At 25.9% G+C, this 21,597-nt stretch carries 30 protein-coding genes, 2 tRNA genes and 1 pseudogene; 17 read left to right on the top strand and 16 right to left on the bottom strand.

Annotated features, from left to right (window positions below):
- Positions 1–5: 5 nt before the first annotated feature.
- From gmk to AACK86_RS03885, 7 genes are all read left to right on the top strand, one after another.
- Positions 6–587: a guanylate kinase gene (gene gmk, locus AACK86_RS03915; protein ID WP_338981417.1), complete on the top strand. Its 582-nt coding sequence runs from the start codon at positions 6–8 to the stop codon at positions 585–587.
- A gap of 86 nt (positions 588–673) precedes the next feature.
- Positions 674–1,405 carry a protein phosphatase 2C domain-containing protein gene (locus AACK86_RS03910; RefSeq protein WP_338981415.1) on the top strand — a complete coding sequence of 244 codons (732 nt, stop codon included), beginning with the start codon at positions 674–676 and terminating at the stop codon, positions 1,403–1,405.
- 13 nt (positions 1,406–1,418) lie between these two features.
- The gene (locus tag AACK86_RS03905) at positions 1,419–2,447 is read left to right on the top strand and encodes a protein kinase domain-containing protein (RefSeq protein ID WP_338981413.1); all 1,029 of its coding nucleotides are present in this window, start codon (positions 1,419–1,421) and stop codon (positions 2,445–2,447) included.
- Positions 2,435–3,322, top strand: coding sequence for a ribosome small subunit-dependent GTPase A (gene rsgA, locus AACK86_RS03900; protein ID WP_338981411.1), 888 nt, complete (start codon positions 2,435–2,437; stop codon positions 3,320–3,322). The genes AACK86_RS03905 and rsgA overlap by 13 nt, the downstream gene beginning before the upstream one ends.
- 3 nt (positions 3,323–3,325) lie before the next feature.
- Positions 3,326–3,997: a ribulose-phosphate 3-epimerase gene (rpe, locus tag AACK86_RS03895; RefSeq protein ID WP_338981408.1), complete on the top strand. Its 672-nt coding sequence runs from the start codon at positions 3,326–3,328 to the stop codon at positions 3,995–3,997.
- A gap of 126 nt (positions 3,998–4,123) precedes the next feature.
- Complete coding sequence (locus AACK86_RS03890) at positions 4,124–4,408, top strand: hypothetical protein (protein ID WP_338981406.1); 285 nt, start codon at positions 4,124–4,126, stop codon at positions 4,406–4,408.
- 44 nt (positions 4,409–4,452) lie between these two features.
- Positions 4,453–4,629, top strand: coding sequence for a hypothetical protein (locus AACK86_RS03885; RefSeq protein WP_338981404.1), 177 nt, complete (start codon positions 4,453–4,455; stop codon positions 4,627–4,629).
- 29 nt (positions 4,630–4,658) lie between these two features.
- Here AACK86_RS03885 and rpmB read toward each other — a convergent pair whose 3' ends face one another.
- Complete coding sequence (rpmB, locus tag AACK86_RS03880) at positions 4,659–4,847, bottom strand: 50S ribosomal protein L28 (protein ID WP_338981403.1); 189 nt, start codon at positions 4,845–4,847, stop codon at positions 4,659–4,661.
- A 259-nt stretch (positions 4,848–5,106) separates the two neighbouring features.
- Here rpmB and AACK86_RS03875 point away from each other — a divergent pair.
- From AACK86_RS03875 to AACK86_RS03860, 5 genes and pseudogenes are all read left to right on the top strand, one after another.
- Positions 5,107–5,295 (top strand): annotated as a pseudogene (locus AACK86_RS03875) (solute carrier family 23 protein); the annotation flags it as partial.
- Between the two features lie 72 nt (positions 5,296–5,367).
- Positions 5,368–5,820: a transposase family protein gene (locus tag AACK86_RS07610; protein ID WP_422398217.1), complete on the top strand. Its 453-nt coding sequence runs from the start codon at positions 5,368–5,370 to the stop codon at positions 5,818–5,820.
- Complete coding sequence (locus AACK86_RS07605) at positions 5,805–6,197, top strand: transposase family protein (RefSeq protein WP_422398306.1); 393 nt, start codon at positions 5,805–5,807, stop codon at positions 6,195–6,197. The genes AACK86_RS07610 and AACK86_RS07605 overlap by 16 nt, the downstream gene beginning before the upstream one ends.
- Positions 6,198–6,291: 94 nt before the next feature.
- Positions 6,292–7,125: a solute carrier family 23 protein gene (locus AACK86_RS03865; protein ID WP_338982680.1), complete on the top strand. Its 834-nt coding sequence runs from the start codon at positions 6,292–6,294 to the stop codon at positions 7,123–7,125.
- Positions 7,106–7,540 carry a solute carrier family 23 protein gene (locus AACK86_RS03860; RefSeq protein ID WP_338981397.1) on the top strand — a complete coding sequence of 145 codons (435 nt, stop codon included), beginning with the start codon at positions 7,106–7,108 and terminating at the stop codon, positions 7,538–7,540. The genes AACK86_RS03865 and AACK86_RS03860 overlap by 20 nt, the downstream gene beginning before the upstream one ends.
- A gap of 248 nt (positions 7,541–7,788) precedes the next feature.
- On the opposite strand, the gene AACK86_RS03855 is transcribed toward AACK86_RS03860, so the two are convergent.
- Positions 7,789–9,177: an Mbov_0401 family ICE element transposase-like protein gene (locus AACK86_RS03855; RefSeq protein WP_338981395.1), complete on the bottom strand. Its 1,389-nt coding sequence runs from the start codon at positions 9,175–9,177 to the stop codon at positions 7,789–7,791.
- 235 nt (positions 9,178–9,412) lie between these two features.
- Here AACK86_RS03855 and AACK86_RS03850 point away from each other — a divergent pair, with 235 nt between their 5' ends.
- Positions 9,413–9,886 carry a hypothetical protein gene (locus AACK86_RS03850; RefSeq protein ID WP_338981393.1) on the top strand — a complete coding sequence of 158 codons (474 nt, stop codon included), beginning with the start codon at positions 9,413–9,415 and terminating at the stop codon, positions 9,884–9,886.
- Positions 9,887–10,269: 383 nt separating this feature from the next.
- Here AACK86_RS03850 and AACK86_RS03845 read toward each other — a convergent pair whose 3' ends face one another.
- Entirely contained in the window at positions 10,270–10,758 is a 489-nt protein-coding gene (locus AACK86_RS03845) for a hypothetical protein (RefSeq protein ID WP_338981391.1), read from the bottom strand.
- Between the two features lie 192 nt (positions 10,759–10,950).
- Positions 10,951–12,339: an Mbov_0401 family ICE element transposase-like protein gene (locus AACK86_RS03840; RefSeq protein ID WP_338981395.1), complete on the bottom strand. Its 1,389-nt coding sequence runs from the start codon at positions 12,337–12,339 to the stop codon at positions 10,951–10,953.
- A 235-nt stretch (positions 12,340–12,574) separates the two neighbouring features.
- Here AACK86_RS03840 and AACK86_RS03835 point away from each other — a divergent pair, with 235 nt between their 5' ends.
- Positions 12,575–13,048: a hypothetical protein gene (locus AACK86_RS03835; RefSeq protein WP_338981393.1), complete on the top strand. Its 474-nt coding sequence runs from the start codon at positions 12,575–12,577 to the stop codon at positions 13,046–13,048.
- Between the two features lie 383 nt (positions 13,049–13,431).
- Here AACK86_RS03835 and AACK86_RS03830 read toward each other — a convergent pair whose 3' ends face one another.
- The 11 genes from AACK86_RS03830 to AACK86_RS03780 form a co-directional block, all read right to left on the bottom strand.
- Positions 13,432–13,920: a hypothetical protein gene (locus AACK86_RS03830; protein ID WP_338981391.1), complete on the bottom strand. Its 489-nt coding sequence runs from the start codon at positions 13,918–13,920 to the stop codon at positions 13,432–13,434.
- Positions 13,921–13,966: 46 nt separating this feature from the next.
- Positions 13,967–15,829: a hypothetical protein gene (locus tag AACK86_RS03825; protein ID WP_338981389.1), complete on the bottom strand. Its 1,863-nt coding sequence runs from the start codon at positions 15,827–15,829 to the stop codon at positions 13,967–13,969.
- A 271-nt stretch (positions 15,830–16,100) separates the two neighbouring features.
- Positions 16,101–16,493: a hypothetical protein gene (locus tag AACK86_RS03820; RefSeq protein ID WP_338981387.1), complete on the bottom strand. Its 393-nt coding sequence runs from the start codon at positions 16,491–16,493 to the stop codon at positions 16,101–16,103.
- A gap of 22 nt (positions 16,494–16,515) precedes the next feature.
- On the bottom strand, positions 16,516–16,764 hold the full coding sequence (locus tag AACK86_RS03815) for a hypothetical protein (RefSeq protein ID WP_338968622.1): 249 nt from the start codon (positions 16,762–16,764) through the stop codon (positions 16,516–16,518).
- A 2-nt stretch (positions 16,765–16,766) separates the two neighbouring features.
- Positions 16,767–17,051 (bottom strand): hypothetical protein, encoded by a 285-nt coding sequence (locus tag AACK86_RS03810; RefSeq protein WP_338968625.1) that lies wholly within the window; start codon positions 17,049–17,051, stop codon positions 16,767–16,769.
- A 3-nt stretch (positions 17,052–17,054) separates the two neighbouring features.
- Positions 17,055–18,041 carry a hypothetical protein gene (locus AACK86_RS03805; RefSeq protein WP_338968627.1) on the bottom strand — a complete coding sequence of 329 codons (987 nt, stop codon included), beginning with the start codon at positions 18,039–18,041 and terminating at the stop codon, positions 17,055–17,057.
- 24 nt (positions 18,042–18,065) lie between these two features.
- Positions 18,066–18,311, bottom strand: coding sequence for a hypothetical protein (locus AACK86_RS03800; protein WP_338981385.1), 246 nt, complete (start codon positions 18,309–18,311; stop codon positions 18,066–18,068).
- A gap of 41 nt (positions 18,312–18,352) precedes the next feature.
- Positions 18,353–18,583 (bottom strand): hypothetical protein, encoded by a 231-nt coding sequence (locus tag AACK86_RS03795; RefSeq protein WP_338968629.1) that lies wholly within the window; start codon positions 18,581–18,583, stop codon positions 18,353–18,355.
- A gap of 3 nt (positions 18,584–18,586) precedes the next feature.
- Entirely contained in the window at positions 18,587–18,748 is a 162-nt protein-coding gene (locus AACK86_RS03790) for a hypothetical protein (protein ID WP_338981383.1), read from the bottom strand.
- On the bottom strand, positions 18,748–18,969 hold the full coding sequence (locus AACK86_RS03785; RefSeq protein WP_338968631.1) for a hypothetical protein: 222 nt from the start codon (positions 18,967–18,969) through the stop codon (positions 18,748–18,750). Before AACK86_RS03785 ends, AACK86_RS03790 begins: the two co-directional genes overlap by 1 nt.
- Before the next feature lie 2 nt (positions 18,970–18,971).
- The gene (locus AACK86_RS03780; protein ID WP_338968632.1) at positions 18,972–19,298 is read right to left on the bottom strand and encodes a hypothetical protein; all 327 of its coding nucleotides are present in this window, start codon (positions 19,296–19,298) and stop codon (positions 18,972–18,974) included.
- Between the two features lie 610 nt (positions 19,299–19,908).
- Here AACK86_RS03780 and AACK86_RS03775 point away from each other — a divergent pair.
- A tRNA-Asn gene (locus AACK86_RS03775) sits at positions 19,909–19,984 on the top strand.
- A 6-nt stretch (positions 19,985–19,990) separates the two neighbouring features.
- A tRNA-Glu gene (locus tag AACK86_RS03770) sits at positions 19,991–20,066 on the top strand.
- Between the two features lie 536 nt (positions 20,067–20,602).
- Here the strand turns inward: AACK86_RS03770 and AACK86_RS03765 are convergent.
- Complete coding sequence (locus AACK86_RS03765) at positions 20,603–21,112, bottom strand: hypothetical protein (RefSeq protein WP_338981380.1); 510 nt, start codon at positions 21,110–21,112, stop codon at positions 20,603–20,605.
- A 155-nt stretch (positions 21,113–21,267) separates the two neighbouring features.
- Here AACK86_RS03765 and AACK86_RS03760 point away from each other — a divergent pair, with 155 nt between their 5' ends.
- Entirely contained in the window at positions 21,268–21,522 is a 255-nt protein-coding gene (locus AACK86_RS03760; RefSeq protein ID WP_338981378.1) for a hypothetical protein, read from the top strand.
- The last annotated feature ends 75 nt before the right edge of the window (positions 21,523–21,597 follow it).

Here is a 21,597-nt window from a genome sequence, read left to right as displayed (position 1 = left end):
TTAAAATGAATAAAAAAATGGGATTATTAATTATTCTTTCTGGACCTAGTGGTGTTGGTAAAGGAACAATTAGAGAAGAATTATTTAAAGACCAAAATTTAAATTTAGTTTATTCTATTTCAATAACAACAAGAAAACCAAGAAGTAATGAATTAAATGAAAAGGATTACTTTTTTGTTAATGAAAAAGCTTTTCAAGAAAAAATTGCTAATAATGAGTTATTAGAATATGCTAAATTTGTTGATAATTATTATGGGACACCAGAAAAATATATTGATAAATTATTATCACAAGGTAAAAATGTTGTTTTGGAAATTGAGGTTCAAGGAGCGTTACAAGTATTAACAAAAAGACCAGAAGCGATATCGTTTTTTGTTTTACCGCCTAGTTTTGAAGAATTAACTAGAAGAATTATTGCACGTCGAAGTGAGCCAGAAGATATTGTTCAGAAGCGATTATTAAAAGCTAAAGGGGAAATGAATATTACTAGTAAATATAAATATGTTATTGTTAATGATAATTTACAACAAACTGTTTCAGAAATTAAAACTATTATTATGAATGAAATTAATGCTAATAAAAATTAAAAATCTAAGGAAAAATCCTTCCTTAGATTTTTTCTTACTAATTTACGATATAATTATATTATTAGAAAAGTAAAGGATGACTTGATATGAAAGTTAGCTTCCATTTTAATAGCGATATTGGTCAGTTTCGTGCTAATAATCAAGATGCAGTTCAATTTGTAAAAAATGAATATGGCCAATATTTTGGTATTGTTTGTGATGGTTTAGGAGGACATAATGGTGGTGAAACTGCTAGTTGAATGGCTGTTAATTTATATGTTAGCTTATTTGTTAAAACTGACTTTAGTAATTTTGGTAATTATGAAGTTAATAACTGACTTCGGCAGGCAACAATGTTTGTGCAAGAATCAATGATTAATTATGTTAAAGAATATCCGCAGTTAACTGATATGGGAACTACTGTTTCTTTAATATTAATAACCAATAACAAAGCTTATTTATTAAATATTGGTGATTCGCGGATTTATGAGTATTATCAAGAGAATTTTCAGCAATTAACAACTGACCATAATGTTCTTAATATGTTACATAATAATAAAACTAATGCTAATATTGAAAAAACATTGTGGAAAGCATTAACTAGTGCTTTAGGACCAAATAAGAAATTGCAAATTGATACTTTCTTAGTTAGTAATATTAAAGGCATAACTTTTATGCTAACTACTGATGGATTGCATGATTATTTAGAAAATTATGAAATGATTGATATTTTACAGAGTAATAATAAGTTGTCACAAAAAGCTAAGAGTCTAGTTGATTTAGCATTGGATAATGTTTCAACTGATAATTTAACAATTCTCATTGTTGAGATTAAATAAGGAGTTATGACGGATGCAAATAGAAAATGGTATTATTTTACAACAACGATATCAAATAATTAATAAAATTGCTAGTGGTGGGATGGCAGATGTTTATCGGGCTAATGATAGTTTTTTAAATCGAATTGTAGCGATTAAGATTTTAAATCAACAAGCAGCTAACAATTCACAAGTTTTAAAGAAATTTTATAAAGAAGTGGAAGCAACAACGAGAATTCGTCATGATAATGTTGTTGAAGTTTATGATGTTTTTGAACAAGATAACCGCTGATGCATTGTTTTAGAATTAGTTGAAGGTTATACATTAAAAGATCGATTATTACGAACAGGACCATTATCAATTAAAGAATGTTTACAGATTTTTCAAAGCATTTTAGATGGTGTTGCTGTTGCCCATCAAGGAAATATTGTTCATCGTGATTTAAAACCAGAAAATATTTTAATATCTTTTGATGGTAAGATTAAAGTATCTGATTTTGGAATTGCAATTATTACTGATGATGATAAGACAACAACAAGTAAAATTGTGGGAACAGCAAAATATATATCGCCAGAAACTGTCCAGTCATTACAAATTGATCATCGTAGTGATATTTACTCATTAGGAATTGTGTTATTTGAATTGTTAACTGGTTCTTGTCCTTTTAATGGTCAAAATCCAACATTAGTAGCGGTAAAGCAAGTTAGAGAACCGTTACCAAGTGCAAGAGGGATTAATCCAAATATTTCACAAGCATTGGAAAACATTATTATTAAATCAACGGCTAAAAATTGTGAAGAAAGATATCAGAGTATTAAGGCGTTAAGTCAAGATATTAAAGCATTACAAGATATTAGTAATGCTAAAATAAAACCTTTAAAATTAAAAAATTGCATTGTTTTAACACGCGATAACCGAAAGCAAAAGATATTTATTAAAAATCGTGAGCAATTAATGTCATATTTTTTAACTCCTAAGTTTCTAATGATGATTTTTATTATTACTAGTTTTATTTTTCTTGTTTTCTTATTATTGGTATTTTATAGTATATGATTGGTTTAGTCATTCGTGTCATTAGTGAGTTTTGTGATGTTATTATCAATAATGAAATTTATCATTGTCAAGCAAGAGGAGCTTTAAGATTATCTAATCAAAGAATTCTTGTTGGTGATTTTGTAACTATTGAAGTTATCAATGAACAAGAAAAGCAAGCGACAATTATTGAAATTCATCCCCGAAAAAATCAATTAATGCGACCAGCAGTAAGCAACATTGATCAAGTTATTATTGTTAGTGCTTTAAAACAACCTAATTTTAGTAGTTTTTTACTTAATAAGTACTTAATATGAGTTGAAGCTCACAATTTGGCAGTAGTTTTAGTTTTTACTAAAGCCGACTTGTTATTATCTGGTGATAAGGTTTATGATTATATTTCTAGTTATAAAAAATTAGGTTATGAATGTCTAATTTTATCAATTAATAATGCAAATAATCAATGAGAAAAGTTAAAGGAAGTTACAACTGATAAGATTTCAATTTTAAGTGGCCAAACTGGGGCTGGGAAGTCTTCAATTTTAAATATGTTAGATCCGCAACTTAAAATTAGAACGCAAGAAATATCTAAGGCTTTGAATCGTGGTAAACATACGACAACGCATAATGAATTAATAATTATGGCAAATAATATTAGAATTATTGATTCACCAGGATTTTCATCATTTTCGTTGAATGATATTTCATTATCAGAAATAGCGAACTCATTCCGGCTCTTTAAAAAATTTCTTGTTAATTGTCATTATCGGCAATGCCGACATTGAAAAGAACCAAAGTGTGGTGTTAAACAAGCATTAATTAATAAAGATATTCCGCAATTTATTTATGATGATTATATTAAAGTTTTAGAACAAAAACAATTACAAGAAAAAGGAAGGTACTAAATAATGAAAAAACTTGTTATTGCTGCTAGTATTTTAGATGCTAATTATTTGTGTTTAAAAAAGCAATTACAACAATTGCAAGAAGCAAATATTGATTGAATCCATTATGATGTTATGGATGGTAATTTTGTTAATAATTTAAGTTTTGGAGCTAAAATATTACAAGATATTACTAAATATTTTGATATTTTTATTGATTGTCATTTGATGGTAAAAGTTAATTGTAATATGGCAACATATTTAATGCCATATATTGAAGCTAAAGCTAATAGCATTACGATGCATTATGAAGCATTAACACCAGAGCAAATAAAAGAATTCATTAGTTTTTGTCAAGATAATAAAATTAAAAAGGTTTTAGCTTTAAATCCAACAACACCAATTGAATTATTAGAGCCATATTTAGAACAATTAGATGCCGTTCTTTTAATGAGCGTGGTTCCTGGTAAAGGCGGACAAAAATTTATAATGGCATCGTTAGATAAGATTAAAAATTTAAAAACCAAAATTGTTATTAATAACTATCATTGTTTAATTCAAGTTGATGGTGGTATTAATAATGATATTGCTAAGTTATGTCAAAAGCAAGGGGCAGATATTGTTGTTGTTGGGAGTTATTTAATGCAACATTCACATATGAAACAGGCAGTTAAGGAATTAAAAAATAATGAATAAAGATTGTTTTGTAATTGTTTGTTAAAATATTAATATTGATTTATCAAAGTGAAAAGATTGTCAATTTATTGCTGTTGAAAAAGGAGCCATAAAGCTAATTAATGAAAATTATCCGATTGTTTTAGCTTGTGCTGATTTTGACCCATTAGTAAGGAACAGTTAGAAATAATAAAAAAGCATGTTAAAAATATTGAAATACTACCACAAGAAAAAGATATTTTAGATAGCGAATATGCTATTAAAAAAGCGATTGCAATGCAGGCTACTAGTATTAAACTAATAGTTAGTGGTCATCGTTGAGGAATGATTTATGGTTTGATTAACTTATTAATTAAGTATCAAGATTATAATTTAGAAATATATAATGAAACGAATATTTTAAGATTTATTAATAGGACCACATTTTTTTAAAAACTGAATATTTTGAATATCGTTATTTTGATTTTTTACCGTTGATGGATACTAAATTAAGTTTAAAAGGTTTTAAATATTCTTTAAATGAAAATTATGAATTAAAACCATATGATAATTATTTTATTAGTAATGAATTAGAAGACCTTAGAGGGGAAATTAATATTAAACAAGGTTGTGGTATTTTAACAATTAGTAAAGAATATGAAAAAAATGACTAATATGATTTAGTCATTTTTTTCATATAGAATTAAATTCCTTTGCGTTTTAATGTTCTTAAAGCACGAGTTGACATTTTAACTTTTTTTACTTGGCCATCAATTTCCACTTTTACAGTTTGTAAATTAACATTTCATTTTCTTCTTGATGCATTCATGGCATGAGAACGCTTATTACCAGACAGAACACTTTTACCAGTTACTTCACATTTTCTTGACATTTTAGTTCTCCTTTATAAAATCAATATCACAACAATAATAATATCATACTTATTGGGCTTTTCAACAATTAAAATATTATTTTGACATTTAAACGGATTAATGTTATTATTTATAATGGTGAAAAAAAGAAAGGAGTTAATGTAATGAAAATGATAATAATTACCAATAATTCTTTTCTTAAATTAATTCCAGCTTTTAGCACTTAAATATAAATATTTAAGTGCTTTTTAATATAGAAAGGAAGCAGATATGGCTCAAAATTTACTTTTAACAGCATCACAAAAACCGCAAAATTATTATCAATGGTTTTTATTTTCTTGTCAGCATGTTTTTGCAATGTTTGGTGCGAATATTTTAGCACCATTAGTTATCAATAATATTTCCGGTCAAATGATAATTACTACTTCAATGGCATTATTTGCTTCGGGATTAGGAACCTTAATTTATATATTAGACTTCTTGCGATACCTTTTTTATTAAAATATTCTTATAAAATATAATTTATGAGGATATCAAAATATGAACAATAATAAATTTAATACTCTTAATGATAAAGAATGGTTAAGATTAACAGGAATAAAAAAATCCACTTTTAATAAAATGTTAGATATTTTACAAGTAGCTGAAATAGAAAAATTTAAAAAAGGTGGTAAAACTAATAAATTATCACTAGAAAATAGATTATTGATGACTTTATCATATTGACGAGAATATCAGACTTATTTTCATCTTGGTAAAAATTTAGGAATTAGTGAAGCTAATTGTTATCGCAATATCAAGTGAATTGAAGATATTTTAATTAAAAACTCTGATTTTCAACAACTTGCTGGTAAAAAAGCACTAATAAATGATTATTTTAATGATAAAACTATTATTATTGATGCTACCGAAACTCCAATCCAACGCCCAAAAAAAGACAAAAACAATCTTATTCTGGTAAAAAGAAAAAACACACCATTAAAACACAAGTAATTATCGAACAAGAAACCAGAAAAATTATTGCAACAAGTTTTTCACTTGGGAAAAAACATGATTATGCTTTATTTAAAGAATCAAAAATCCCAATTTTAAAAAATACCAAATTAATAGTTGATAGTGGTTATCAAGGAATACAAAAAATTCACAATAATGTTCTAATACCTACAAAGAAAACAAAGAAAAACCATTTAAATAAAGCACAAAAACAACATAATAGACTAGTTTCAAAAATGAGAATTATTATTGAAAATATTTTTGCTATTCTTAAAAAATTTAAAATTATGACAGAAAAATATCGTAATCGTAGAAAAAGATTTGGTTTAAGATTTAATTTAATTGCCTCAATTTATAATTTGCAATTATTAATTTAACATAAAAGATTTATTTAAAATTAAAGAATTTAAATAATAAATTCGTTTTTTGTTGTGGCAAAATATTAATTTTTTAGATAAAAGACATAATTAATTAAAATTATATTTTTCTATTACTGTCTTTTTACAAATATTTGTAATTTTTTTAATAGGTTATGCAAGAAGTCTATTAGTTACTAAGGCAAAAGTTCCAATATATTTAGGTTCTTCTTTTGCATATATGACAACTATAGGCATATTATTAAAAATAACGGATCGGACTAGCAATGGTTCTGTTTTTTTAGCGTTATTTTTTGTTGGTTTAGGATATATGTTAGTTGCTTTAATTATATATTTTATTGGTAATAAGTGAATTAATAAAATCTTACCACCCTTAGTAATTGGACCAATGATTATTATAATTGGTTTATCGGTGGCAGGAATTGCTATTAATAATTCAGGTTTAAATCCTCCAAATTGAGTAAGTGAAAAAGAGGTTTATCCTTACTGAATAGCAATTTTAATTGCAGGAATTACTTTATTGGCAATTATTAGTTTTAATATTTTATGTAAAGGAATTTTTAAGGTAATTCCGATTTTATTGGGAATGATTGTTGGATATTTACTCGCATTAATATTTCATTTTAGTAGTAGTTATGAAATTATTAATACATCTTTACTTACAAATGTTAATAATTGAAGCTGAGACCCTTGAAATAAAACTGTTTTTAAAGGAATTTGAAACATTGATAATAAAATATTAGTTACTGCTATTTTTAGTTTATTACCATTAATATTTATTACTATTGCTGAGCATATTGCTGATCATATAAATATTGGTCAAATTACAGGAAATAATTATTTAAAAAATCCAGGATTACACGGGACATTGTTAGGTGATGGTTTAGCTACTTCGGTGTCAGCAATTATTGGGGGGGGGGCCACCTAATACAACATATAGTGAAGATGCTTCGGTTGTTTCAATTACTAGAATGGGTTCTGTTTGGGTAACTGGTGGAGCGGCAGTAATCGCAATTGGGGTTTCATTTTTAGCTCCGGTTACTCAAATAATAACGATGGTTCCTAAACCCGTTATGGGAAGAGTAGGAATTGTTCTTTTTGGATTAAGTGCTACTAATGGCATTAAAGTATTATTTGATAATCAAGTAAATTTAAATGATATGAAAAATATATTTGTTATTGGTATTATGCTAATTTTAGCCATTGGTCAAGCTGTTCTGAATATTGCAGATGGTTTAAGATTAACAGGTATGTCATTATCTTCAATTGTTGGTATTATTTTAAATTTATTATTGCATAGTAATTTATGAATTAAACTTAAAATTTTATTAAATAAGGAATAATCGTATTTAAATTTATTCTTGTATTGTATCTTAAAGTTAGAATTATTGTAACTAAAAAATCCGGAAAGGTCGCGTTTAGTTTTCTTAGGTATTGCTTTGAAGAAGTAAAACAATCAGCTAATTATACTATTTAATTACTAAACTAACCCTACCTTTCTTGTTATTGTCATTTTTATTCATTATCATTTTATCATATTATTGAATTTTTACACAATGAAAAATTATTAATTTTATTAAATTTTCACTAATTATCTAAATTTATGTTTTCTATATTTATTCGTATATACAATACTGCCCTTATTAATTCAACTATCATCATTTTTATTATTATATTTATTTCATAATGAATTTTTATATATTTCTTTTCTGATTTCTATTTCTAAATTAATATTTTCATTAATGAAATGTAATACATTTAATTTGTTTAAATTTGCCATTCTTAAATGTAATAAGTTATTTAAATTCTTATGATTATATATTTTTGCTCCATATCCTAATTGTTGTTTTATTAAATGTGATACATCACTTTCAATGCTACAACCGATATTTCATTCTAAATTTTGGTTATGAATACCATGCTTATTGTTTTTAAAATAATTACTATTTATCCTTAAATTTGTTTTAATATCTTTATTTAATTCATTTTTAGCAACATTACGAATGTTTTTTATCAATTCTTGATGATTTCCATTTTTATATAATTCAATTCAACTATTTAGTGTTAATTTGCGATTTTCAAAAACAATATTAAATGCCATTTGTTTTAATTTTTTAATAGCGTGATAACCATCTAAAATATATCTAACATTACCAAAACTATTGGCAATTTCTCTAATTCAAGTAGCACCATCACCACAAACAATTATTCTGTCATAATTAATATTCACATAATGTTTTTGTAATTCCTTAATTAATAAATCACGATAATCCATCGTATTTATTCTTTTGCCAACTTTTAACATTAGAAAATGACCTCGTTTGTTTTCTAACGCTCTACGAGCATTTTTGTAATTTTTTTCTTTATGTCCGGTATGAAAAGTAACCAAACGAATTCTTTGGTCTTGCTTAACTTTTTGAGCTAATGTCGCTAAAAATGTCTCATCTAGTTGAATATATAGATCCTTATTTTTGAGATCAATTCTAGTTTTAGTTTCTTTTTCTGCTAATTGAAAATATTCAGCAATATCATATTTATTTAAAATATTCGAAATACTAGCTTTTGAAATATAACAATGATTTAGAGCATCTAAAACATCACGATAGCGCTTACCATCGCCCAAAAGACTTAAAACTTTAAATTGGACATCAAAATAAATTCTTTGTTTAGACAATAAACCAATTTCTTTATCTAGTAAACATACATATTCAAATTTACCTGATTTTTGATTTCAATATTTATATCGTCGTCGTTTAAAAGTAACATCACCAAAAATTGTAATAATTGTTCTTGATGCAAAATGAACTACTTTATAACCTTGCTTTAAGCGATAATGATATTTATATAAATATTCATCTAGTTTTTCGTATTCATTAGCTAGTTGTTCGCATTTGCTGATGTACATATTTTTATGGGTTGTAAATAAACTAAACCAATGCTTGTTTTCTGAGCTTTTTACATTATTATTAATTTTTAGCATAATAAATTACCTTTCTTGATAGTAATTTTAATAAAATTTGGTCAGCTTTTTTCTTTAATGATAAATGTTTTTTAGAACTAGTATTTAATATCGTGAAAAAATGATAGAAATTCTTATTTAATTGTTTATAATTAATTTGTAGTAATTAAACTTTATAAATTTGAGAAAGGACGCTGATTAATGGGTAAATTTTTATTAATTACTAAAAATTCACAAAAATAGAAAGTCAATAAAGATGAAAAAATTATTAGCAATCTTAGGAACAATAACAATAGCTGGAAGCGGGATGGCAGGCCTTGTAGGCAACGTTCCAGCCCCAACAAATAATAATATTAATTACAAACAAATAAATAATTTGGAAAGTTTAAATAGAGTTAAAAGGGCTAGAGCTGCTAATTATAGCCCAGATGAATATAATAGAGAAGCTGCTAACGGTTGTTATCCTGATATTGACAATAGTTTTAATTGAACGGAACTTGGTTTATCAATTTTAACTGGTGCGGGTTTAGGTGCCGCTAAATCAACCTTACCACAAGTAAACGCTCATCCACTTTTGAGTCTTAAAATAGGAAAATTTCATAAACCTTCTATATCTGGTGCCGTTAAAGGAGGGTTTGCTGCTGGGTTGGCTGATATAGGTAGCCAAAGTATTCAACCATTAAAAAATAAACTTTCTTCATGCGGAACTGGTTATACAAAAAAAAATTAACTTGTTTAGGAACAATCACTTTAATAGGAACAACTACAACCATTTTATTTAGTTTGTTGTCAAAATGATAATAATAAAAATATTCAAACCAGTAATTAGAATTACTGGTTTTTATTTTGCAAAAATAGAAAGGAGGGAAGAGATAAAACATGACATGGGAAATCTTCTATTGAATTTAAAGATGCAGATTAATGATTTTTATGCTTTAAAAAATAAAAAGATTATATAAAATATTGTTTTTGTTGATTTAACATAAAAAATATTCAAACCAGTAATTAATTAAAATTACTGGTTTTATTTTGTTAAAATAGAAAAAATGAAAAAATTGTTTAAGAGCAGTATTGTCATATAAAGCTACATTTTGGGGTAGCGATTTTAACAGTTTAATTATTTTTAAATTCAGTTTTAAATTCTAATATTTTTCATTTGGCATATCTTTCATTTTTATCTCATTCTTGTATTTTCATTTTTATGTTTTTTAATTTTTTATTTTGATATGATAAAAAATCTTTATTTTCTCAATATCTTGGTTCACTGTTTTTTTCTCAATTTAAATCATATTCTAATGATTTTAATATTGGTAGTATAATATTGTCATTTTTATCAACATAAAATTCTCAATCATTAAGTTTCATTCGCGGAGGCAAGTTTTTGGGCATAAATTCATTTTCTACATTAACTTTTATTTCTCATTTTTGATTTCACTTGCTGTTGTCATCTTTTGATGATTTAAGTGTTAATTTTGATTTTTTTAAGTTTAATTCGTATGACTCATTCTTAATTTGTAATATTGGTTTATTTTCTTTTTTAGAACAACCAACTATTGGTAATGTTGTTAGTCCTAAAAGAGCTATTATATTTAAAATTTTCACAAATTTAACTCGGTCGCGTTTAGTTTTCTTAGGTATTGCTTTGAAGAAGTAAAACAATCAGCTAATTATACTATTTAATTACTAAACTAACCCTACCTTTCTTGTTATTGTCATTTTTATTCATTATCATTTTATCATATTATTGAATTTTTACACAATGAAAAATTATTAATTTTATTAAATTTTCACTAATTATCTAAATTTATGTTTTCTATATTTATTCGTATATACAATACTGCCCTTATTAATTCAACTATCATCATTTTTATTATTATATTTATTTCATAATGAATTTTTATATATTTCTTTTCTGATTTCTATTTCTAAATTAATATTTTCATTAATGAAATGTAATACATTTAATTTGTTTAAATTTGCCATTCTTAAATGTAATAAGTTATTTAAATTCTTATGATTATATATTTTTGCTCCATATCCTAATTGTTGTTTTATTAAATGTGATACATCACTTTCAATGCTACAACCGATATTTCATTCTAAATTTTGGTTATGAATACCATGCTTATTGTTTTTAAAATAATTACTATTTATCCTTAAATTTGTTTTAATATCTTTATTTAATTCATTTTTAGCAACATTACGAATGTTTTTTATCAATTCTTGATGATTTCCATTTTTATATAATTCAATTCAACTATTTAGTGTTAATTTGCGATTTTCAAAAACAATATTAAATGCCATTTGTTTTAATTTTTTAATAGCGTGATAACCATCTAAAATATATCTAACATTACCAAAACTATTGGCAATTTCTCTAATTCAAGTAGCACCATCACCACAAACAATTATTCTGTCATAATTAATATTCACATAATGTTTTTGTAATTCCTTAATTAATAAATCACGATAATCCATCGTATTTATTCTTTTGCCAACTTTTAACATTAGAAAATGACCTCGTTTGTTTTCTAACGCTCTACGAGCATTTTTGTAATTTTTTTCTTTATGTCCGGTATGAAAAGTAACCAAACGAATTCTTTGGTCTTGCTTAACTTTTTGAGCTAATGTCGCTAAAAATGTCTCATCTAGTTGAATATATAGATCCTTATTTTTGAGATCAATTCTAGTTTTAGTTTCTTTTTCTGCTAATTGAAAATATTCAGCAATATCATATTTATTTAAAATATTCGAAATACTAGCTTTTGAAATATAACAATGATTTAGAGCATCTAAAACATCACGATAGCGCTTACCATCGCCCAAAAGACTTAAAACTTTAAATTGGACATCAAAATAAATTCTTTGTTTAGACAATAAACCAATTTCTTTATCTAGTAAACATACATATTCAAATTTACCTGATTTTTGATTTCAATATTTATATCGTCGTCGTTTAAAAGTAACATCACCAAAAATTGTAATAATTGTTCTTGATGCAAAATGAACTACTTTATAACCTTGCTTTAAGCGATAATGATATTTATATAAATATTCATCTAGTTTTTCGTATTCATTAGCTAGTTGTTCGCATTTGCTGATGTACATATTTTTATGGGTTGTAAATAAACTAAACCAATGCTTGTTTTCTGAGCTTTTTACATTATTATTAATTTTTAGCATAATAAATTACCTTTCTTGATAGTAATTTTAATAAAATTTGGTCAGCTTTTTTCTTTAATGATAAATGTTTTTTAGAACTAGTATTTAATATCGTGAAAAAATGATAGAAATTCTTATTTAATTGTTTATAATTAATTTGTAGTAATTAAACTTTATAAATTTGAGAAAGGACGCTGATTAATGGGTAAATTTTTATTAATTACTAAAAATTCACAAAAATAGAAAGTCAATAAAGATGAAAAAATTATTAGCAATCTTAGGAACAATAACAATAGCTGGAAGCGGGATGGCAGGCCTTGTAGGCAACGTTCCAGCCCCAACAAATAATAATATTAATTACAAACAAATAAATAATTTGGAAAGTTTAAATAGAGTTAAAAGGGCTAGAGCTGCTAATTATAGCCCAGATGAATATAATAGAGAAGCTGCTAACGGTTGTTATCCTGATATTGACAATAGTTTTAATTGAACGGAACTTGGTTTATCAATTTTAACTGGTGCGGGTTTAGGTGCCGCTAAATCAACCTTACCACAAGTAAACGCTCATCCACTTTTGAGTCTTAAAATAGGAAAATTTCATAAACCTTCTATATCTGGTGCCGTTAAAGGAGGGTTTGCTGCTGGGTTGGCTGATATAGGTAGCCAAAGTATTCAACCATTAAAAAATAAACTTTCTTCATGCGGAACTGGTTATACAAAAAAAAATTAACTTGTTTAGGAACAATCACTTTAATAGGAACAACTACAACCATTTTATTTAGTTTGTTGTCAAAATGATAATAATAAAAATATTCAAACCAGTAATTAGAATTACTGGTTTTTATTTTGCAAAAATAGAAAGGAGGGAAGAGATAAAACATGACATGGGAAATCTTCTATTGAATTTAAAGATGCAGATTAATGATTTTTATGCTTTAAAAAATAAAAAGATTATATAAAATATTGTTTTTGTTGATTTAACATAAAAAATATTCAAACCAGTAATTAATTAAAATTACTGGTTTTATTTTGTTAAAATAGAAAAAATGAAAAAATTGTTTAAGAGCAGTATTGTCATATAAAGCTACATTTTGGGGTAGCGATTTTAACAGTTTAATTATTTTTAAATTCAGTTTTAAATTCTAATATTTTTCATTTGGCATATCTTTCATTTTTATCTCATTCTTGTATTTTCATTTTTATGTTTTTTAATTTTTTATTTTGATATGATAAAAAATCTTTATTTTCTCAATATCTTGGTTCACTGTTTTTTTCTCAATTTAAATCATATTCTAATGATTTTAATATTGGTAGTATAATATTGTCATTTTTATCAACATAAAATTCTCAATCATTAAGTTTCATTCGCGGAGGCAAGTTTTTGGGCATAAATTCATTTTCTACATTAACTTTTATTTCTCATTTTTGATTTCACTTGCTGTTGTCATCTTTTGATGATTTAAGTGTTAATTTTGATTTTTTTAAGTTTAATTCGTATGACTCATTCTTAATTTGTAATATTGGTTTATTTTCTTTTTTAGAACAACCAACTATTGGTAATGTTGTTAGTCCTAAAAGAGCTATTATATTTAAAATTTTCACAAATTTAACTCCTTCATTTTGTTTTTTCAATATAATATATATATAATTATACAAAAATTCTTAATATCATTAGAAAAATGGCAAAACCGATTAAAAATTGAAAGGTATAGTAAAAAGCTGGTACCGTTTTAAAAACTGGAAAAATGGCGGTTGAAAAGTTAACTGTTGCTTTTGCAATAATTGCTAACGGTCGCAAAATCGTGATGATTTGTGAAGCTTTGAGTATTCAGTTTATCATTTTGATACTAGCATTTTGAATGGCACAACCAATATCATTAAAGGTTGGTATTCATCGTCCAGAATATTTGCAATTTGCTGGTGGAATTAAATCGTCTCATTCACTGTTATTTGAGCCATCAGGGATAAAGGCTGTTGAATTTAATACATTAAAGTCATAAATTTTAAAATTGTAGTTGGAGATATTCCCTTTGTGATAAAGTGTAAAAGTTAAGGTAAAAATGTTAATACCATAACGAATATCAATATCCGTATTTAAATAATTAATACTGTTAGCGGTTTTGTTGGTTGGCAAGGCAATGAGTTTATTATCATAAGATTTAAGAACATTAAAATCAATTTGATAAATGCTATTGGTGTTGTTAATAGCATTGTAATTATCTTGGTGCATTTTTTTGTCAAAAGTAAAGAAATAACTTCTTAGTAAGAATTCTGAGTTTCCTATAATATTTACTAAGTATTTTTTGGGATAAAAGGTAATTAATGAACGATAAAAGAAACCGATTTGAATAAAGTAATCCTTCTTATAGTTTTCTACACCCTTAAAATCAATTTCGGTATGAGTTTTTTCGTCCATATCAAAAGTCGCATAAAATAAACTAGCAAAGAAATTGCCAAGAATTTCATAGATTTCGTTAAAAACATTTTTGTAATCGCTATTGTTAATACTGGGAATGTTGTTTTTAAAATAAAGGTAAATATCATTTTTTAAATTGGGGTCATAGCGTAGAAAACTAAATCTAACATTGAGGTAATTTAAGGTACCAAAAAGATATTTAATTAGATAATAATCGTTAGAATTCGTAGTGCCATATTTTCAGATTTCATTTTCACCGTGTAGCAATTGTAAATACTTATTTCCAGCAATTAGAGTTTTGTTAAATGCCTTAATTTTCAAAACATTTTCATTTTTATCACTAGAAGTTTTATGATAAAAATAACTCTCGTCTTTAAAGCCGTGATTTTTAATCGTAAATTCTTTGTAATAACCTTTTTCTAGGGTGTCAATGAAATTAAATACGGGCGTTCAATAGAGATACGAGTAATTAAATTTATCAAAATCACCACGGTGAATCATTAAGTAATCAAGATTATCAACAACATCGTTATAGTTATGGTTGCCATCAAATTTGGTGGTTTTTTCTGGTAAATCAATATCAGTCGAGGGTTTAATTTCTGATTGTGCGTTAAATTCTAATATTTTTCATTTGGCATATCTTTCATTTTTATCTCATTCTTGTACTTTCATTTTTATGTTTTTTAATTTTTTATTTTGATACGATAAAAAATCTTTATTTTCTCAATATCTTGGTTCACTGTTTTTTTCTCAATTTAAATCATATTCTAATGATTTTAATATTGGTAGTGTAATCTTGTCATTTTTATCAACATAAAATTCTCAATCATTAAGTTTCATTCGCGGAGGCAAGTTTTTGGGCATAAATTCATTTTCTACATTAACTTTTATTTCTCATTTTTGATTTCACTTGCTGTTGTCATCTTTTGATGATTTAAGTGTTAATTTTGATTTTTTTAAGTTTAATTCGTATGACTCATTATTTTGCCTTTTACTTCTAATTAGTGATTGTGCTGTTGATTTGTCATTATTAATGTTTTGTGGAATGGTAAAAATGTTATTGAAACTAATAATTAACACGGTAAATATTTTCATAAACATTTTTATCACTCCTTTTTAAAATATTTTATTTTTCATTATTCTTTTAGTTTTAATCTTTTTTAATATAAAACGAATTAAACAGTTTACTATTTCTGTTATGGTTACTCACACTAATGAATAACCTATAATCATTAATTTACCAATTGCTCCAAAATTTTTAATAAATTGTTGCAAATTTTCAATATCTGTATGTAACAATAAAACTATACTTAAAGATATGAATATAATGTAATTAATTATTATTCATCAATATTTTTTTAAAGAATTAATGAGTTTGTTTGATTTCATTTTTCAAGGCTCTTTTTGCTTTAATTTTATGAATAATAAAGCGAATTAATTTTTCAAATTTAATTCCAAAATATATTGCTCCACCCCATCAAAAAACAAATATTCCCGCGAGCATAATACCACTATTAAATTTGCCAAAGAAATCAACCATTTCTTTATTCATAAAATTATTAAATTCATTACTTGTTCCAGTTATTCATTTAGTATCGCTTGCTGTTAATGCACAAATTAATAGGCTTATAAAAATGAAAATGATACTTAATAATATTTTTAACCACTGTTTTTTAAAAGAATTTTTAATTCTTAATTTTAATGGCATTTTTTCTTTTGAATTATCTTTTTTAAATAATCTTACTAAAAGTTTTTTCATTTTAACTCTCCTTTCATATTTTTTATCGTCCTTTAATCACAATAAATAAAGCAACAAGTACACAAGTAACGCCAAGAATGGTAAAGATTGGATGTTGCGAAAATGTTCGTGCCATTGGTTTAAACAGTTCTAAAATTGTTAAATTGCTAGTAATAAACTTTTGGAAATTGGCAAGGCCTTCGCTAATATAGTTTGTTAAAGTTTCAAAATGGCTACCAGCTAAAAGTCCAAGAACAGTTATTAAGATAAAAATAATAATTAGTTTAAACATTTTTAGTTACCTTGTTTTGTTTTTATTGGTTTTATTTGTTTTTTAGCTTTTCCTCATGCACTTAAACGACCTTTATTTTTAACCGCATATTGGCGTTGTCTTTCTAAATTAACTTGTTGACTACCAAATCCAAGAATAATTGCCATAAGAAATTCTACAGCCAGCGTTAAGAATAGAGGAAATATTAGTTGAATATTTGTCCCCGGTACTTCTAAACTTCAAATTAAGTCAAAGACCTTATAAAGCATTTGAGCAAGAAAGTCCGCCATTTTTGCAAGATTTGCCATTTTTTATTGTTCCTTTTCTTTCATTTTTCTTAAAAATTTGCTAAATTTATCCATTTTTAAGTATTCTAAGTCTTCTAAATCAATTGCTGTGTCAGTATAGTATTTGTCTTCATAGTCAGGATTTACTTTTGAATTTAAGTAATCTCTTAAAAACGCTAGGTAAAAAGAATTGTAAGTGTTTAATATTGGTAGAGGAATTTTTAGTTTAAAAAAATAAATATCAAGTTCAGGGATATCTCGGTATTTAATGCGACGACCTTTTTTGCTATTTTTAGCATCAATTAAGGTGTTTCGTCAGCGTTCATATTCTTCAATGCTCGTAAAGGTACCATAGATGACTTTTAAGTAGGGGCGAAAAATATTAACGGGTTTTTTACGAATTCCCACAATCACATTATTGGCAATATCACGAACTTTAACTCAAATATGTTTGTCTCTTTGACCGCTAGCTAACACAATATGACCGAAATGGCGTGCCAAAGCGAAATATTCTTGAATACCGGTTTCTTCGTTTTTGGTATTATTTTTTTCTCAATCAGTTCCTTCTAAAAATAAGTTGGTTTCATCTCATAAAAGTAAGGTTTTGTCTGGCAATACCGGATAATCAAAATCTAATAATCCCATATGACCTAAACTTAATTTTTGAGTTTCTAGTAATGGAAAGGTTGAGGCGATATGATATTTCTTCTTTTTTAGTAATTTTGATGCGTATACTAGAAAGGCAGTTTTTCCAGTTCCTAATGAACCAATAACGATGTTTAATGGTGAGTTTTTTAAGAAGTTAATAACTTTGTTAATTTGTGTTAAATTACCGATTTTAAAAAGGAAAATTAAAATACACCCTGCTAAAAATAAATAGCTCACAATGTTTTTAAAATAACCGTTGTAAATGTATCAAATTGCTCCTCAATGTCATAAAATTAAAAATGAGGTGCGATTTAATTCAATAAAATGGTTATTTTTTTCTATTATTCATTTGCAAAATTTCATCTTGCACCTCACTTTATTTTTTTGTTAGCGTACTGCTCCAAGTAATTTTTCAAACATTTTAAAGCAAATAAAGAATATTGCCAAAATAAATGGAAAAATGAAGATTCAGTAGTCAGCAAAGAAGTTACCGACTTGTGGCATATTAACAGCAATAATTTCTCACATTTTAGTAAACGCTGTTATAATCGCATTTCATAATTTAGTCATCGCGTCACTAGCTGTTATTTTTTCTACTGTTGCTGGTGCCTCGGCTAAGAAAGTTCCAATCATATAATCACCCCCTTTCTTCTTAAGGCCTTCTTCATTTGTCTTTATCTAAATACTGATATGGTTTTTCAAAGTAACATTAGAATAAATCACGCCATAATCGCTGTTAATAATCAAAAAGCAATGTTTGCTATTAAAAGCCAAAGTGGCGCTTCGGTTAAATCAATTTCTTTACCACCACTAATATGAGCCGGAATGGTTGTAATTTGAATAAATAAATCTCAGAAAGTTTGTTTAATTTGCTCTCAATTAAATTCTTTTAAGTTTATTGTCATTTTCTATTTCCCAAAAATCATTTTTATTGGTAAATACATAATTGAAATTAATGCGAAAAGAAAAGTAATGATAATAATTAATCCGGCAATAAACGCAACTTGTGCAGGCATTTTTTCTATCGGAACAAACAGTTTTAAGAACTCCATAATAATTTCTCAAAACATTATTTTTTATCCTTGTTATTTTCTTTTAAATTAGGAGTTTTAACTCATTCTTCAAAGCGGGCAATAAATACTTTTTCGTCTTTTGTGAAATTACCAGTATTATTTTTAATGGCATTTTTGTATTTAATTCGCATTTTTATTTTGGCATAAATTTTATAAGCAAAATATGCCGATAGCATTATGCTGATAATAATAAATATTAGTCCAATTGCAATATTCATTTTTAATCTCCTTTAAAATAGTTATAATTCATATCTTTTTTATTGTTTTCTTTTTCGGCAATGAAGAAACTTAATAATTCTTGGCCTTTAATTAACTTGGTTTCTTGTTCTTGTTGATTAATTGAAATTACTTGATATTTACTATCTTTTATTATCCCAATGCAAATGGAATTTTCGTATTTTCCTTTATAAACAAATCGCTTTGGAAACCAAATGCCGATTTGTTCATTAAATCACGGAATTTTTGGTGCTTTAATAAACATTGCGTTTTGTGTTTCTTTTAAGAGATATTTTTTAGTATTTAAGAAAATGTTTTCAATGTTTTTCATAGTAAATTACCTTTCTTATGAATAAACTAAGTTATATTAACTAAGTTGTTAGTTAACTTAGTTTTTTAAACACTTATATATCGCAGATTTAAGTGTTTAAAAAGCTTTGTTATTAAATTTTATTTTTTAATTAGATAAAGATTTTAATAATTTTAAACTTAGTATGTCCCTTATATAGAAATTTCTACACTTTAACATCCGCATCCTGCCCTTGGAACTAATTTAATAGCGTGTATATTTTCAGGAAATCCACCCATTCATTTTTTTATTGCAAAACGAAACAAATTGCTATAGCTAATAGGGGGTTATCTATCAACTGGTAAACTTCTTTCGGTTATGGCGACCACCCACAATTTATCGTGCTTTAATACATACCAACATTATTAATTCACTTGTATTTAATTTTCAAAGAACAAATTTTTAACACCTTATAAAATAAAAAGACAATCATTGCTGACTGTCTTAATACTTATTCAAATCTTTATCTACCTAACAAAACTTTATGCGTCCATCCGGAAATTTAATAAATGCAAAATTGTTAAACTATGGCATTTTTAGTTGCAAAAAAATTAAAAGTAGATATAATTTAAAATGATTGAATTAAACAATTGCCTAGTTAGCTCAGTTGGTAGAGCAACCGGCTGTTAACCGGTAGGTCGTAGGTTCAAACCCTACACTAGGCGCCATTTTAGGGCCCGTTGGTGAAGCGGTTAACACACACGCCTTTCACGCGTGCATTCACGGGTTCAAATCCCGTACGGGTCACCATTAAGTGATATAAATAATCTAACTTTACAATAAAGTTGGATTTTTTTGTTTTTATGATAATTTATTGGTGGTGTTATTTTATAGTAATTATTATATAATAGACTTCTTGCATAACCTATTAAAAAAATTACAAATATTTGTAAAAAGACAGTAATAGAAAAATATAATTTTAATTAATTATGTCTTTTTACAAATATTTGTAATTTTTTTAATAGGTTATGCAAGAAGTCTATTGTTAAAGAAACTATTCCGGGCGAAGAAAGTTGCAAATTTTAATAACATTTGATAAATAAGATATGAAAAAATATTAAGTCTTTTAGGAAAAATTATTTTAATTGGAACAAAAACAATAATTTAATCTCTGTGAAAAATAAGAAAAACATTCAAACCAGTAATTTTAATTAATTACTGGTTTTTATTTTGATAAAATAGAAAGGAAAAAAAGTAAAAATTACTTATTTGTTTAAGGGTATTGTTATCATAGAAAAATGCATTTCTGTCGTGGTTGCTTGAGTAGTTATTTAAAAGTGTTTATTTTAATTGGTTTCTGATTGTGCCTCGAATTCTAGTATTTTTCATCAGTTTCATCTTGCACCGGCAAAGGTATCTTTTTGGTATTCAAATTTTACTTTAATATTTTTTATTTTAATATTTTGTTTTTGTTCTTTTTCAACTTCTGTTCATTTTGTATTTATTTGTAATTCGTTAAGTTTTTTAATAATATTAATTTGATTTTGGTTTATATAACTTTGAATTCGCCCTTTATTGTTTCATAATTCTTCCACAGGATTTATCGGTTTTATTCCTGATTGCTTTTCTATATCATTTAATAAAAATTGTAATTCTGTTTTTCACGTTGATGCATGTTTATAAGGATTTTCATTTTTTCATATTGTAAATTCTGCTTTTTCTAAGTTAATTTTAGAAACTTGATTACTTTTTTTACTGTCTAAGTCTAACGGCGTTGGTCTATTTGTTTTATTGGAGCAAGAAGTTACGGATAATATCGTTAATCCTGAAACAACTATTGTACTTAAAATTTTCATTATTTTAATTCCTTTATTATCTTATTTTTTCAATATATATATATATATATATAATATATTACAGGAAAATCCTTAAAATCATTAGAAAAACGGCAAAACCGATTAAAAATTGGAAGGTATAGTAAAAAGCTGGTACTGTTTTAAAAACTGGAAAAATGGCGGTTGAAAAGTTAACTGTTGCTTTTGCAATAATTGCTAACGGGCGTAAAATTGTAATGATTTGTGACGCTGTTAGCATTCAGTTTAGCATTTTAATGCTAGCATTTTGAATGGCACAACCAATATCATTAAAAGTTGGTATTCAGCGTCCGGAATATTTGCAATTTGGTGGCGGAATTAGGTCATCCCATTCTGAGTTGGTTGAACCATCGGGGATAAATGCTGTGGAATTAAGAACATTAAAGTCATAAATTTTAAAATTGTATTTAGAGATATTACTTTTGTGATAAAGGGGGAAATGTTAAGGTAAAAATATTAATACCATA

The sequence above is a fragment of the Spiroplasma endosymbiont of Eupeodes luniger genome (assembly GCF_964019525.1).
GTDB lineage: Bacteria > Bacillota_I > Bacilli_A > Mycoplasmatales > Nriv7 > Nriv7.
The sequence above is the reverse complement of the archived record's forward strand: the minus strand, read 5'-3'. Positions and strand labels throughout refer to the sequence as shown.